13 protein-coding genes and 1 pseudogene are annotated in these 13,736 nt (G+C 54.1%); 9 read left to right on the forward strand and 5 right to left on the reverse strand.

The window, feature by feature from the left end; translation table 11 throughout:
• The first annotated feature begins 2 nt into the window (after positions 1 to 2).
• Positions 3 to 380 (forward strand): MTH938/NDUFAF3 family protein, encoded by a 378-nt coding sequence (locus tag HF685_RS15655; RefSeq protein ID WP_246218664.1) that lies wholly within the window; start codon positions 3 to 5, stop codon positions 378 to 380.
• On the opposite strand, the gene HF685_RS15660 is transcribed toward HF685_RS15655, so the two are convergent.
• Both HF685_RS15660 and HF685_RS15665 read right to left on the reverse strand, forming a co-directional pair.
• A complete protein-coding gene (locus tag HF685_RS15660; protein WP_168820913.1) occupies positions 377 to 1,555 on the reverse strand; it encodes a glycosyltransferase in 1,179 nt (392 codons plus the stop codon). The two genes, HF685_RS15655 and HF685_RS15660, sit on opposite strands and share 4 nt — an antisense overlap.
• Positions 1,556 to 1,578: 23 nt before the next feature.
• A complete protein-coding gene (locus HF685_RS15665) occupies positions 1,579 to 2,142 on the reverse strand; it encodes a helix-turn-helix domain-containing protein (RefSeq protein ID WP_168820916.1) in 564 nt (187 codons plus the stop codon).
• Positions 2,143 to 2,230: 88 nt separating this feature from the next.
• On the opposite strand from HF685_RS15665, the gene HF685_RS15670 reads away from it, so the two are divergent.
• A complete protein-coding gene (locus HF685_RS15670; RefSeq protein ID WP_168820918.1) occupies positions 2,231 to 2,752 on the forward strand; it encodes a DUF6456 domain-containing protein in 522 nt (173 codons plus the stop codon).
• Between the two features lie 28 nt (positions 2,753 to 2,780).
• Here HF685_RS15670 and HF685_RS15675 read toward each other — a convergent pair whose 3' ends face one another.
• Positions 2,781 to 4,658, reverse strand: a complete 1,878-nt coding sequence (locus HF685_RS15675; protein WP_168820920.1) for a CshA/CshB family fibrillar adhesin-related protein — start codon at positions 4,656 to 4,658, stop codon at positions 2,781 to 2,783.
• A 295-nt stretch (positions 4,659 to 4,953) separates the two neighbouring features.
• A complete protein-coding gene (locus HF685_RS15680) occupies positions 4,954 to 6,789 on the reverse strand; it encodes an ABC-F family ATP-binding cassette domain-containing protein (RefSeq protein ID WP_168820922.1) in 1,836 nt (611 codons plus the stop codon).
• 126 nt (positions 6,790 to 6,915) lie between these two features.
• On the opposite strand from HF685_RS15680, the gene HF685_RS15685 reads away from it, so the two are divergent.
• The 6 genes from HF685_RS15685 (at position 6,916) to HF685_RS15710 (ending at position 12,340) form a co-directional block, all read left to right on the forward strand.
• Positions 6,916 to 7,767, forward strand: coding sequence for a D-amino-acid transaminase (locus HF685_RS15685; RefSeq protein WP_168820924.1), 852 nt, complete (start codon positions 6,916 to 6,918; stop codon positions 7,765 to 7,767).
• A 27-nt stretch (positions 7,768 to 7,794) separates the two neighbouring features.
• Complete coding sequence (locus HF685_RS15690) at positions 7,795 to 8,517, forward strand: SIMPL domain-containing protein (protein ID WP_168820926.1); 723 nt, start codon at positions 7,795 to 7,797, stop codon at positions 8,515 to 8,517.
• Between the two features lie 69 nt (positions 8,518 to 8,586).
• Positions 8,587 to 8,889 carry a PepSY domain-containing protein gene (locus tag HF685_RS15695; RefSeq protein WP_168820928.1) on the forward strand — a complete coding sequence of 101 codons (303 nt, stop codon included), beginning with the start codon at positions 8,587 to 8,589 and terminating at the stop codon, positions 8,887 to 8,889.
• Between the two features lie 109 nt (positions 8,890 to 8,998).
• A complete protein-coding gene (locus HF685_RS15700) occupies positions 8,999 to 9,664 on the forward strand; it encodes a response regulator transcription factor (protein WP_168820930.1) in 666 nt (221 codons plus the stop codon).
• A 95-nt stretch (positions 9,665 to 9,759) separates the two neighbouring features.
• Positions 9,760 to 11,079, forward strand: coding sequence for a sensor histidine kinase (locus tag HF685_RS15705; RefSeq protein WP_168820932.1), 1,320 nt, complete (start codon positions 9,760 to 9,762; stop codon positions 11,077 to 11,079).
• 103 nt (positions 11,080 to 11,182) lie between these two features.
• Positions 11,183 to 12,340 carry an FAD-dependent oxidoreductase gene (locus HF685_RS15710; RefSeq protein WP_246218845.1) on the forward strand — a complete coding sequence of 386 codons (1,158 nt, stop codon included), beginning with the start codon at positions 11,183 to 11,185 and terminating at the stop codon, positions 12,338 to 12,340.
• Here HF685_RS15710 and HF685_RS15715 read toward each other — a convergent pair.
• Positions 12,321 to 12,604, reverse strand: a pseudogene (locus tag HF685_RS15715) (chorismate mutase). The gene HF685_RS15710 and the pseudogene HF685_RS15715 sit on opposite strands and share 20 nt — an antisense overlap.
• 103 nt (positions 12,605 to 12,707) lie before the next feature.
• On the opposite strand from HF685_RS15715, the gene HF685_RS15720 reads away from it, so the two are divergent.
• Positions 12,708 to 13,721 carry a polyprenyl synthetase family protein gene (locus HF685_RS15720; RefSeq protein WP_168820936.1) on the forward strand — a complete coding sequence of 338 codons (1,014 nt, stop codon included), beginning with the start codon at positions 12,708 to 12,710 and terminating at the stop codon, positions 13,719 to 13,721.
• The last annotated feature ends 15 nt before the right edge of the window (positions 13,722 to 13,736 follow it).

Here is a 13,736-nt window from a genome sequence, read left to right on the forward strand (position 1 = left end):
ACGTGGATCTGCGCAAAGACGTTGAATTTCACGGGCCGGTCGTCACCGGGTTTACGGCAAACGGATTTAAGGTTGGGGACGAGCGCTTTGATGACGGCCTGTTGCTGTCACCGGAACAAGCGCTCCCTTGGACAACGCCTGTCTTCAGTGCACTGGCGTTAGCGCCGATATTGGAAGCGCTCAAGCTTTCGCCCAAGCCGGAATTTCTGTTGTTTGGTAGCGGCTCGGCGATGTTGCAGCCGCCAGCGTCTTTTCGGCGGGAAGCGGATGCGGCGGGACTGGGCATGGAGGTCATGGATAGCCGTGCTGCTGCGAGAACATGGGGTCTTTTGCGAGCGGAGGAACGCTGGATTATTGCTGCGCTTATGCCGCTGCGTTAGAATGCGGTGGTGACCTTGCGGAAAATTTCCAGCAACTGATCCCCATTATTTTGCCAGCTGAAATGACTCACCGTTGCCCGGACATCACCCTGTGACGGCGGCGCTGCCAACACGCTCCTGATCGCGCCGATTATGGCTCCGACATCCTGCGCCACAATCCGCCCCGCGATGTCAGATCGCACTAGCTCCCGCGCTCCGCCAGCCTCACTGATAATGATCGGCGTGCCGCACGAGAGCGCCTCTACCCAGGCGTTAGCCAAGCCTTCCGACTTCGAGACCAGAACGGCAATATCCGACGCGGCGACCAGGGCGGGCAGTTCATCATGAGGCACGCTGCCGAGGAAGCGCACCCGCTCCGCAACATCGAGCTTGGCGGCCAGTGCGCGGTAGGACGCTTCTTCTTCGCCCTTGCCAGCGATTAACAAGGTGGCGCCTGGAAATGCTGTCAGCGCTTCGATTGCTAGCGCCTGATTTTTGCGTTTAATGAGGGCACCAGCGCAGATAAACAATGGCCCCGCAACATCAAGTTTTGCCTTCGCAGCAGCGCGATCGACCGGCTTGAATTTCTGCTGATCAAGGCCGGTATAATGTAACGCGATCTTGTCACCATCCATCCCGAGGTTGATCATGTCCTGCTTCAGCGCTTGCGACACTGCGAGCAGCGCAGATGCTTGGTTGGCAGCTTCAAGGATTTGCGCCCGGCATTTAGGGTCCACGCCCCAGTGATGGATATCCGCGCCACGGGCTTTGATTGTAAAGGGAATGTCCAGCGCCTGGGAAAGGCGCATCGCAGCGGGGCCGTCGGGATAGAAAAATTCAGCATCAATCAGATCAAATGGCTGCTTGCCATGCAGGTGCTTTAGCAGGGGTAAAACGGCAGCAGCAATCGCCTTTGGGTTTCGTGATCCACCGACTTTTGGAACGAGCGTGAAGTTCGGGCGGTGGACGTTCAGGCCGTTCCATTCTTCGTGTTCCGGTAACCCCGCGAGAGCGGAATATTGCGCCAGTTGCGATATCGGCCAAGGTGGCAGTCCGACGGGGTTGACCACGGTAACATCCGCCTCCGCGCGGCTCGCAAGCTCTGCCGTTTGCCGCTCCACAAATATCCCGAAATTGGGCGCGGAGGCATTGGGGAATAATGTCGCAAGTGTCAGGATGTTTAAAGGGCGGGGCATGGTTGCTGTCTAGCGTCCAGCGCCTAAAGTTCCCTTACCAGGCGCACCGCAACGCCGATCCACTCCGGGTCTTTAATGATTTGCTGCCTCGCGCCGCTGCCCAGCGGCAATAATTGTAACTTGTCGCCTTCGCGGCCAATCAAGCGGCCGAACAGAAACCGCCCGGCAGGACGCGGCACCAGAACATCCTGATTAAGCGCAGTACTATATTGCTCAGGTGTTTTGCGGGAAAGCCACACATCATCGCCGGAGCGGTAATCGCCGATGCTGCTTTTCACCCGCATGGCAATCATCTGCGGTTCAATCACCGGCTGCATAATGCTATCCGTTCGTTCCAGCGCATGCGCGCCTTTGTGATCAAGCACAGCCGCGACTGGCAGTTCATTTTGATCGGGAAGAGCGAGCAAGGCAGCGCTGTCAACACCAAGCGCATCAGCAATGCGGTTCAGCCAATCGAGCGACAAGGTGCGCGTCCCAGTTTCCAATCGGCCAATGGTTTGCGCGGTAGTTGGCGGTTTGCAGCGTTTGGCCACATCGTCCAGCGTCAGCGATTTGGCCTTGCGCGCTTCCCGGATACGGCTAATCATAATATATTCTCCAACCTATATGGTTTATTCTTTCCTACATATTATCCGCAATGGCAAGGGTGTTTTTGAAGCAATCAAAGGAGATTTCATGCGGCCATCCAAAAAAGCCAAGCATATCGATCCGCGCATCCTGGTCGAGAAGCCGCTACCGCAAGATGGAGAGGACAGGCGGCGGACTGGCCAGTGCAAAACGCCCCCGCGCAGTGTCACGGTCAACTTGGCGGAATCGCCTCTGGGCTGGCTCCACGCGCGGGGACATTTGAGTGATCGGCAGTTTGATGCGGGCGAGAAACTGCGCAACGATTGGGAACGGGCGAACCTTGCACCGAGCATCACGATGAGTTGGGATGTGGCTCCGATAAGCGGATCCCGCCGCTCCGCGCCGGAATTGCTCAACGCGACGGAAGCACAAATTGTCGCCAAAGACCGGTTTGACAAAGCGCTGCACCATCTCGGCAACGATCTTTCCGATATCGCGTGGCGGATTATTTGCGGTGGTGAGGGGGTGCCCGCCGCAGAGAAGAACTTGGGCTGGCCTGCACGGTCAGGGAAGCTGGTGCTGAAGATCGCGCTGGACCGGCTGGGAGATTTTTATCGGTTGCCGGGTTAGAGAAAACGCATGCCTGTAAATTTGCAGATCAATTTGCGCGCATCTGGAAACTGACAGTAAAACTGGGATGGTTGACACCATTGGAGGCCGACATTGTCCCTGTGGGGCGGAACCTGATACCGGTGACGGTAGAATCAAACGTGCCTGTCGGGGTATAGGTAAACGGCGTGCCTCCACCCGGCTGGCTTGAAAAGCGGACACGGCTAGCGGGCAGCTGCGGGCTGGTCAGACCACTCGGTGTAGGTCCATCGGTAAAAGTCGCAAAAGGCGCGACTGAATAAGTCATGTTTGCCGGAAGCACATCATAAATAAAGATGCTATCAGCATCGACTGGCGCATCGCCCTCATTGGTAACAGTGATATTATATCGGACAATGGCACCGGGAATGGCCTTGGGATTGCTGGCGTTTAAACCGTCCGAAATCACCTGGGATGTCTTGGCGATCTTGATGAATGCATTTGCGCCGTCGCGGGTGTTGGTGATGACGCAGGATACAACATCGCCAACCGCGAGCGAAAATCCCGTATCCAGCGTCGTCGGCAGACTGCTGCTCGAACCAGTATTGGCGTTGGTGCAGCTGAGCGCAGGCGTATATCGTGACAAGGTGGTCGACCCTGCGGCAATCTCGTCGAGGCGGTAGCTGGTGCCGCTGGTCAGTTGTACCGGACCGGTCGAGCCATTGGTTATAGTTGCTCCGGTTCCGGTGGTGGTCTGGCTGGCGATTACAGTGGTGGCACCCTCCTTTACCCGAACGGTGAATTGATCTGTGTTGAATATCCGCCCACTTGCCGCCAGTGCCTTGGACAGGGTGACATGCGGATAGGCAGCGTTTGTAAAGACACATGCGACAACATCGCCAAAAGCTAGCGCGCCGAAATTGTAGCTGCTGGTAATGACATTGGTTGGCATGGTGGTCGGTGATCCGGCTGTAGCATTGGTGCAGGTGAGCGAACCGCGATAGCGGGATAAGGCGCTGCTGCTGCCGGACGCCATCGCCTCGGTCAGCGTAACAGGAATGCCTGATGCGGTCGCGATCACGGCGGCAGTAAACGGCCCGTTGCCGGTACCCGTGGTGGTTCCGGTTGCCAGGACCTGTCCCGAAGATGTCGATTTGATATCGAATTTAAACTGGTCGGCGGCATTGATGCGTGCGCCCTGTATCACTTTGTTCAGTTTGATTGAGGCAAAGCGGACGGCGAACATGATGCCCTCGAGCCCGCCAGATTTCATCACCGCCGTTACAGCCGTGGGCTTGTTGGTCCCGACAATATGCGCGCCGATATGGCTCGGCTGCCCGCCGCCCGCAGATCGCATATTGGTGGTGCCGACACCGGTTAAAACCGGATAACGGGTGCCGCTGATCGGGGCGACGGTATCGAGCAATACCCACGGTTGACCATTGGTGGTGTAATCGAGATATTCGGCATTGTCGGTCGATTCGGCATCGGCAATCACGAACGCATAATCGGTAATCGAGGCAACGCCGGGCGGCGGCGTGACTGTGATACCGGTTATCGCGAAGGTCACGGTTGCGCCATTATTGACATTATAGAGGATCGGTCTGCCCGGAATATTGAGAAAAGAAGTATTGCCAACCGCCGCGCCGCTCCAGCTAGGTGCGGTCGTCGCGATTGCGCCGCTTGCCGATGTGGTGGTGGTTTTCAGGTTGAATTTCAGGATCGAGCCGTCGGCCAGCGGGAAGGAGAAATTTTGCCCTGAAGCTGACCGCGCAGTTGTGTCATTATAGCTGGTAAAGTCGATCCAGCAATAGCTCTGCCAACTCGCCGGTGCCGCGCCTTGTGCCCCCGCCGGAGAGCAGGACTGAGCGGCGGCAGGCACGGCAAAACAGGCGCTGATGCAAAGCGCCAGAAACCGCAACAGCATGGCCAATGATTTAACGCTCAAGCGCAATTATTATATCCCCACAGTTCCATCGGTTTTCTGTAGCGAAATATAGTTAAGGGGTGGTTAGGGAAAAACCGGGAGTGCGACCCTGTTGGCTATCGTTGCTGAGTGTTGCAGTACTGCTTTGCTACAATGCCTCGGCTGATCTAAAAGCAGCATCGGCTCTTTGACAATTTGCATATCTGTTTTGACCGCCCACGGTCCAGCAAGCTTGCTCTGAAACCCTCGATTTTGTGCCTTCGGACACTGTAACCATTGTAAACTTCACATTTACTTTGCTCGGGATGGCACAATTCTAATTCTTCGCCGCTTCCAAGGCCTCGACTTCCTCGGCAAGCTCCAGCCAGCGCATTTCGGCGGTGTCTTTTTCTTCAATGAGCGCCGTGTTTTCCTGTGTTAACATTGTAAACTTTGCATGGTCATTGGTATAGAGATTGGTATCCGACAACGCGGTTTCTATTTCGGCGATACGCTGTTCGATTTTTGCGATGCGGGCGGGAAGCAGATCATAATCGCGCTGGTCTTTATAACTCAGTTTTTTAGCCGGTGTGGCAGAGCGTGGTGCTGGCTGTCCGGCGGTATTATTTCCGCTCGATTTGGCTGTTTTCCGGTCGTTCCGGCTTTCCCCTTTTTCTGCTTTCCGCTTCTCTTCCCACTCAGCATAACCACCCGCGATAATATCCACAGTGCCGCTGCCATCCAGCCCGAGAGTGACCGTGACCGTTCGATCAAGGAAGTCGCGATCATGGCTGACCAGAAGGACGGTGCCCTCATAATCCCCGATGACTTCCTGCAGCAGATCAAGTGTTTCGAGATCAAGGTCATTGGTCGGCTCGTCAAGCACCAGCAAATTGGACATCCGCGCAAATTCGCGCGCCAGCAACAGCCGCGATTGTTCGCCACCGGAAAATGTTCCGACTTTGGCATCGATAAGACCCGGCGCAAACAGGAACTCCTTGAGATAGCCCTGAATATGCTTTTTCACCCCGCGCACTTCGACCCAGTCGCTGCCGTCAGCCAGCACATCGCGAACGGTTTTTTCCGGTGAGAGCAGACTGCGCTGTTGGTCGATAAACACGCCGTTGAGGGTTTTGGCGAGGGTGACCGTTCCACTGTCCGGTTCCAGTTCACCGGTCAGCATTTTGAGCAGCGTCGTTTTGCCCGCGCCGTTGGCTCCGACGATACCGATGCGGTCGCCGCGCTGGATACGCAGGGAGAAATCGCGAATGATGGTGCGATTCTCTTCCCCTTGTCCGAATGATTTGGCGATATGTTCGGCTGTGATGACCGATTTGGTGCGGCTGTCATCGCTTTGGGCTTTCAGGTTTGCCGTACCAGCCGGACCAATCATTGCCGCCCGCGCGGCGCGCATTTCCCACAGCTTTGTCAACCGCCCCTGATTGCGCTTGCGTCGCGCCGTAACGCCGCGCTCGAGCCAGCGCGCTTCGAGTTTCAATTTGGCATCGATCCGGTTGGCGTCTTTTGCTTCATCGGCATAGATTTTTTCCATCCATGCATCATAGCCGCCAAAACCAACCTCTTGTCGCCGCAACCCGCCGCGGTCGAGCCAGATGGTTTGTCTGGTCAATCGCGTGAGAAAAGTCCGGTCGTGCGAGATCGTGATGAACGCGCCTTTATAGCGGGAGAGCCATTGTTCCAGCCATTCGATCGCGCCAAGGTCGAGGTGATTGGTGGGTTCATCGAGCAACAGCAGATCCGGCTCGGAAGCGAGCGCCCGGCAGATCGCCGCCCGCCGTTTTTCGCCGCCGCTGGCTTTAGCGGCGAGAATGGAAAGGTCGGTACCCAGCTGATCGGCAATCGCTTCCACATCATGTTCAGCCGGCCTATCGCTACCGGAGATCGCAAATTCGAGCAGCGTTTTATAGGGTGTGAAGTCCGGTTCCTGCTCGAGATAGACGATGTTGGTGCCCGGCTGGATCATCCGCTGGCCCTTGTCGGCCTCGATCTGGTTTGCAATCAGTTTCAGCAATGTTGTTTTGCCTGCTCCATTGCGGCCAATCAACGCCAGGCGGTCACGTGGGCCGATATGCAGATCAAGGTCCTTGAACAGCCAGCCCTCTCCCTGATGAAGCGAAAGGTTTTCATAAGCGAGGATCGGTGGTTGTGACATATCCAGCGCGTTAGGGCGAACCGGCCTAGGGCTCAAGCCCGGAGTGACATAAGACGTCGGATAAAAAGCATTTGACGGAGGGTAAGTTATGCCTTTGATATCTTGTTTTGGAAAAAGGGTCTGCAGGTGCGATTGATTTATCTCAATGGTAATTATGTAACTGAGAATGATGCCAAGGTCTCCGTATTCGATCGCGGCTTGCTGTTTTCGGATGCTGTTTACGAAGTCATCTCCGTGATTGGCGGTTGCCTGATCGATATGGAACGACATGAGCAGCGTCTGATGCGCTCACTGGGAGAACTGTCGATCAATGCCGATGAGGGCTGGAGCGCGATTTGCCTCGGGTTGGTCTCGCGGAATGCGCTGGATGAAGGCTTGGTTTATCTCCAGATATCACGCGGCGCAGTGCCCGAGCGCGATTATCGTTGGCCATCAGCGGATATCAAATCAACGGTATTTGCTTTCACTCAGGAACGAGCGTTGATTGATAATCCAATGGCCGAGCGGGGTATGAGAATAGTCACTCGGCCGGACATGCGATGGGGTCGTTGCGATATAAAAACAACGCAGCTTCTCTATGCGTCGCTGATGAAAATGGAGGCACGGGATGCCGGTGCCGATGACGCATGGATGACGCGAGACGCAATGGTGACGGAAGGTACATCGCAAAACGCGCATATCATCACCAAGGACGGCGTTCTGATTTCCCATCAACTGGACCACCGCGTGCTACCGGGTGTCACGCGGATTGAACTGTTTGAGCGAGCTGGGGCGCAGGGGCTGTCCATACAGGAGCGCGCCTTCTCGGTTGCGGAAGCTTATGACGCGGCGGAGGCTTTTGTTTCTTCTTCGACCTTGCTCATCATGCCAGTTGTCTCAATTGATGGTCATATGATCGGCGACGGAAAGCCCGGCGGGATAACCGAACAGTTACGGCGGTCTTATATATCTGAGGTTCAGAGAACCGCTGCTAGTTAGCGCATCTGAAAAACGGAAGTTAACATTATGATTTATCGAAAACTCTTTCTGGCCGCCGCATTGGCAGCGGCACCTGTTGCGTCATTACACGCCGCAGACGTGCAAATTGTGGCGCAAAACCCGGTGATTGAGTTGAGTGTATCAGAGCAGGTAAACAGCGCCCCTGATACCGCATCGTTCAGCACCGGTGTTGAAACCAAAGCGCCAACCGCGACGCAGGCTCTGCGTGACAATAGCCGCATGGCCAAAACAGTCATCGACAAGCTCAAATCATTGGGAATCGAGGACAAAGACATTCAGACGACGGGCATCAGCTTGAATGCAGACTACCAGTATGACCGGGCGAGCGAGCAGAATCGATTTGTTGGCTATCGTGTTTCCAATCAGGTTAGCGCAACGGTGCGGGATATCGAAAAATTGGGAATGATCCTTGATGCATTGGTCAGCCAGGGCGGTGCGACTAACCTGAACGGCCCATATTTTTCTGTCGACGATGATAGCGAGCTCAAGAAGCTTGCCCGGGAACGGGCGCTTGCCAATGCGCGAATGCAGGCGTTAAGCTATGCAAATGCGGAGGGCTATGCCGGTGTACGCGTGCTGTCAATTTCCGAGGGGCTAAGCAATGTGTCGCAAGGACCAATGCCGCAGATGAGGGGCATGGTAGCCGATGCTGTGCAGGATTTGCCCATTTCGGTCGGTCAGGTCGGCACAACGATTAACCTCAGCATCACCTATGAAATGGTTCGTTAAACAAGTGAGCTGCGGACTGAACTATCCATTCACCTGATGTTAAAAGGCACATAGCTAGAGCCAATGTAGATGTTGAAACAAATTACCTTTCTGCCGCTCGTGGCTCTTGTGATTGCAATTCTGCCGGTGCCAAGCGCTGAGGCGGAACGGCGCAACGAGCAGAATGATGCGCGAGCATTGATGATGTCCGGCAAGATCAAGTCGATACGCTCGATAGAGAATAATATTCTGCCGAAAATGGCCGGCAGCCAGTATCTTGGTCCTGAATTCGATTCTACAGCGCAAGTCTACCGATTGAAGTTCATTCGTGATGGCCGTGTTGTTTTTGTGGATGTTGATGGCCGTACGGGCGCAATTATCAATCAACGCTGATCGTCTATTTCCTTCGCATCTTTCGGGATGCATTCCCTTTAATCATTGTGCGTTTTCATGATGCTGATATACCATTGGCATTAGAAATCAGGTTTTCCGGAGTTAACGTATGCGCGTTTTGATCGTTGAAGATGAACCGACATTGGGCCAGCAGCTCAAAGCGACGTTGGAGGCCAATGGCTATGCTATCGATCTTTCGACCGATGGCGAAGATGGCCACTTCATGGGTTCGACCGAAGATTATGATGCCGTGATCCTTGATCTGGGCCTTCCCGAGATTGACGGACTGACTGTGCTTGATCGCTGGCGCAAGGAAGAACGGAATTTTCCAGTGTTGGTGTTGACCGCGCGTGATAGCTGGTCTGACAAAGTTGCCGGGCTCGATGCTGGTGCCGATGATTATCTCGCAAAACCATTCCAGACCGAAGAGCTGATCGCCCGGTTGCGTGCGCTTATCCGTCGCGCTTCTGGCAATGCCTCATCCGAGCTGACCGCAGGCGATGTTCGTCTGGACACGCGTTCGGGCAAGGTAACGCTCGATGGCAGCCCGGTGAAGCTGACAGCCCAAGAGTATAAGCTACTATCCTATCTTATGCATCACAAAGGCAAGGTGGTGTCGCGAACCGAACTGATTGAGCATATTTACGATCAGGATTTTGATCGTGATTCCAATACGATCGAGGTTTTTGTAACTCGCATCCGCAAAAAGCTGGGTGCAGAAGTCATCTCCACTATCCGGGGGCTAGGATATAGTCTTGAGGATCCCGACAGCTGAATGAAAATAGCAAAATAGACTTACCGGACGATGTTACGCCATCTCCACAGAAATCTCGTTTAGGTACCCAGACAACCGGTTCATTGAGCCGCCGGATGATCGGCATTGCGGCGGCCTGGATTGCAGTATTGTTGCTCGGCGGCGGTTTTGCGCTGGACCGGGTGCTGGTCGATGCTGTCACCCGCAATTTTGATAACCAGCTAGAATATGTGTTGACCGCGATGATCGCATCAGCGGAAATTGGTCCAGATGGCGAGGTGTTTCTTAATCGTCCGCTTGGCGACCAACGGTTTCTCGAACCCAACAGCGGGCTTTATTGGCAGATTAGCGGCAAGGACCACGACGATTTCCCGTCCCGTTCGCTGTGGGACCGTACCCTGAAATCGGGCAATATGCACGACGATCCGGAAACCCATATCTACGATAGCGAGCAGTTTCCCGAAGAGAAGTTGCGGATATTGGAGCGGACAATAATTTTACCCGATTCTTCAACGAAATGGCTATTTCAGGTAGCGCAAAGCCGCGATGGTTTGGATGCACAGACCTCTGAAATTCGTTCGATATTGATCAACAGTTTCTTGCTGCTGGCACTGGGATTGATCGCGATGGCTGCCTTGCAAACCCTCTACGGTCTCTGGCCGCTACGTAAAATTCGCAAAGCCATCGCCGAGATGCGCACCGGCCAGCAGAAAAGGGTCAGCGAGCCGATGCCGATTGAGGTCACTCCTATGGTCGATGAACTCAACCAGCTTCTCGACCACAACGAGAAACAGGCGGAGGAAGCTCGCCGCCATGCCGGTAATCTGGCGCATGCTCTAAAAACTCCGCTGACTGTCATCATGAACAGCGCAACCGCAAAAGCTGATGATCTAGCTGATACGGTGATCCGTGAATCTGGTGTTATGCGGCGGCAGGTTGATCATCATCTGGCACGGGCAAGGGCAGTGGGCCGCCGTGGCCACGCGCATAGCCGGGCGAAGGTTTGGCCCAGCCTGCAAGCGGTCGAACGCGCAGTTGGCCGGCTTTACAAACACGTCCGCATAGATATTGACGGGGATGCGGATGCTGTGGTTTCGGTCGAGCGACAGGATCTGGACGAGATGATCGGCAATCTGGTCGAGAATGCTGCAAAATATGGCGGCGGCAGTGTATTTGTTACCGTAGAATCTGGCGATAAATTTGTCGAATTGCTGATTGAGGATGATGGCATGGGCATCCCCGAGGAAGAACGTCAGCGGATATTTGATCGCGGTGCGCGACTGGATACCGGCAAACCCGGCACCGGCCTTGGGCTGGCAATCGTTCGCGACGTTGCAGAAATTTACGAAGGCACTGTTTCGCTGGAAGAGAGCGAGGATTTGGGCGGGCTGCTCGTGCGGCTGTCGTTACCGAAATCGGAGGTTTTCTCTGCGTGACTAGATTTATTATCGTGGAATGATTGGGTAAAGATTGCCTCTTAAAAGTCAGAAAGTTGCGGTAATCGGTTGCGGGCCGGGCGGGCTTGCTTCGGCGTTGTTTTTGTCTCGGCAGGGGAATGAAGTTACTCTATTTGAACGGTTTTCCACGCCAAAACCCGTTGGCTCAGGCTTGCTCATTCAGCCATCAGGTCAGCATGTTCTCGAATCTCTTGGTCTGTTGAATAAAACCAAGGTTTTGGCAGGACCGGTAGATCGCTTGCATGGTCTTTCAGTTCCCCGCAATCGCCGCGCACTGGATATGCAATATGCCAATACAGGTGCCGGAGTTTGTGCATTGGGCATTCATCGCTCCAGTCTTTTTGACATACTGATGGACGCCGTAAAAGAACGCGGCATTCCTATCATGGTAGGACACGAGATGTTGGGCGTCGAAGAATCGGAAGGGGGGATAAGTCCGCATTTTTCGAATGGTGACCATAACCTGATTTTTGATCTATTGATCGATGCAAGCGGTGCCTACAGTGTTCTAAGGCAAGGATCGCAGACAGAACTAAAATTCGGAGCATTTTGGACAACAGTTGATTTGCCTGAAAACCATAGCATTATACCACGCGCCCTAGATCAGCGTTATTATCGCGCCAGCAAGATGGCGGGAATTATGCCAGTTGGAGTTAATCCTGCCACAGGCAACCAAGGGGTCGCAATATTCTGGTCCGAGAGACCGGAAATGGTGCGCCAAATACGAAACATGGGCATTGAAAAATTCCGTAAGGAATATTGCAATTTGTGGCCGGAAGCGGAACCTTTTGTTTCACAAATACTGTCAATGGAAGAGTTGACCATGGCGGTTTATGTGCACCGCACCGGGCGGGCTAGTAGCCATCGGCGTGTATTCCATGTCGGCGATAGCTGGCATTGCACTAGTCCGCAGTTGGGCCAGGGTGCAAACATGGCGCTGATCGATGCGGCAGCATTGGCGGAAGCATTAGACGTTGAGTCAACGCTGGAGAATGTTGCCAAGCGATACAAACGGTCGCGTTCGTTTCACATCGGGCTTTATCAAATGTTGAGTAGATTATTTACGCCATTATATCAGTCAAACAGCAGCTTGTTGCCTCTCATCCGAGATCTCGCAATCCACCATTTCGCGAGACTTCCCATTATTCGTAGCCTTATTGCCCGAACGGTATCAGGACATTTGGGTATAACTATTGGCAATCGGGCCAATCGTTTGAAATCTATTCCACCCCGCCCCTGATTTGCTCATGATGGCGGATCACTTCATCGATAATGAACCGTAGGAATTTTTCCGAAAACTCGGGATCAAGATTGGCATCACTGGCGAGCTGACGCAGCCGGGCGATTTGTTCTTTCTCACGGTTCGGATCGGCGGGGGAAGGCTATTTTCAGCTTTATATTCGCCAACCGCCTGTGTGATCTTGAAACGCTCTGCGAGCATGAACACCAAAGCCGCGTCGATATTGTTGATACTTTCGCGATATTGTTCCAGTTTTTCGTCCATGTCGGCTCGCCTTGTCGCTTTGCCGCAAGTTTCGCAAAGCGCAACTGATACGGTTTTGATTTCACTTGCCTTATCCCTAATCCCTTGCCACATCGGGCGCAACATGTCTGCGACTGTACATCATCTGGGGCGAGATTCAGCCCCTTCGCTGGAACCGCTAATGGCGCTTGTCGTTAGTGATATGAATCAGGTCAACAGCGTGATTCTGGACCGGATGCAGTCGGAAATACCGTTGATACCGGAACTGGCAGGCCATCTGATCGCTGGCGGCGGCAAACGCCTGCGGCCCATGCTGACTTTGGCTGCGGCAAAATTGATCGACTATAGCGGTTATCGCCATTTCAAACTGGCTGCCGCTGTGGAATTTATCCACACCGCTACCTTGCTGCATGATGATGTGGTTGATGGATCCGATTTGCGGCGCGGCAAGACCGCTGCGAATTTGATATTCGGAAATCCTGCAACGGTGCTGGTGGGCGATTTTCTATTCAGCCGGTCGTTCGAGCTCATGGTCGAAGACGGATCCTTGAAAGTCTTGAAAATCCTTTCCCACGCCTCGGCCGTTATCGCCGAGGGTGAGGTAAACCAGCTTACAGCCCAGCGCAAAATTGACACCAGCGAAGATCGTTATCTCGATATTATCGGTGCAAAAACAGCAGCGTTGTTTGCCGCCGCGAGCCGGATTTCGGCTGTCGTTGCCGAGCGCGACGAGGAAGTAGAACTAGCGCTTGATAGCTATGGCCGTAATCTGGGTATCGCTTTTCAACTGGTGGATGATGCGATTGATTATTCGTCCGATAGCGAAACAATGGGCAAGGATGCCGGCGATGATTTTCGTGAGGGTAAAGTCACTTTGCCCGTTATTCTGGCCTATGCGCGCGGGACCGAAGAGGATCGGAAATTCTGGAAAGATGCGATTATCGGTCATAAATCATCGAACGACGATTTGTTCCATGCAACCGAATTGCTTAAACAAACCGGAGCGATTGACGACACTATGTCCCGTGCTCGACATTACGGCCAGCGGGCGATCGATGCTCTGGGCGCTTTTCCGGCTGGAAACGCTCGGGCGGCGATGACTGAAGCAGTTGAATTTGCTATCTCCCGCGCTTATTAGCGCAAATTATATCGA

The organism is Parasphingorhabdus halotolerans (assembly GCF_012516475.1).
GTDB lineage: Bacteria > Pseudomonadota > Alphaproteobacteria > Sphingomonadales > Sphingomonadaceae > Parasphingorhabdus > Parasphingorhabdus halotolerans.

Excerpts from the sequence above, each read along its gene's own strand:
- HF685_RS15665 (WP_168820916.1), bottom strand. The coding sequence starts at position 2,142 with ATGATTAGCCGTATCCGGGAAGCGCGCAAGGCCAAATCGCTGACGCTG.
- HF685_RS15720 (WP_168820936.1), top strand. The coding sequence starts at position 12,708 with ATGTCTGCGACTGTACATCATCTGGGGCGAGATTCAGCCCCTTCGCTG.
- HF685_RS15705 (WP_168820932.1), top strand. The coding sequence starts at position 9,760 with ATGATCGGCATTGCGGCGGCCTGGATTGCAGTATTGTTGCTCGGCGGC.
- HF685_RS15680 (WP_168820922.1), bottom strand. The coding sequence starts at position 6,789 with ATGTCACAACCACCGATCCTCGCTTATGAAAACCTTTCGCTTCATCAG.
- HF685_RS15700 (WP_168820930.1), top strand. The coding sequence starts at position 8,999 with ATGCGCGTTTTGATCGTTGAAGATGAACCGACATTGGGCCAGCAGCTC.
- HF685_RS15695 (WP_168820928.1), top strand. The coding sequence starts at position 8,587 with ATGTTGAAACAAATTACCTTTCTGCCGCTCGTGGCTCTTGTGATTGCA.
- HF685_RS15690 (WP_168820926.1), top strand. The coding sequence starts at position 7,795 with ATGATTTATCGAAAACTCTTTCTGGCCGCCGCATTGGCAGCGGCACCT.
- HF685_RS15660 (WP_168820913.1), bottom strand. The coding sequence starts at position 1,555 with ATGCCCCGCCCTTTAAACATCCTGACACTTGCGACATTATTCCCCAAT.
- HF685_RS15670 (WP_168820918.1), top strand. The coding sequence starts at position 2,231 with ATGCGGCCATCCAAAAAAGCCAAGCATATCGATCCGCGCATCCTGGTC.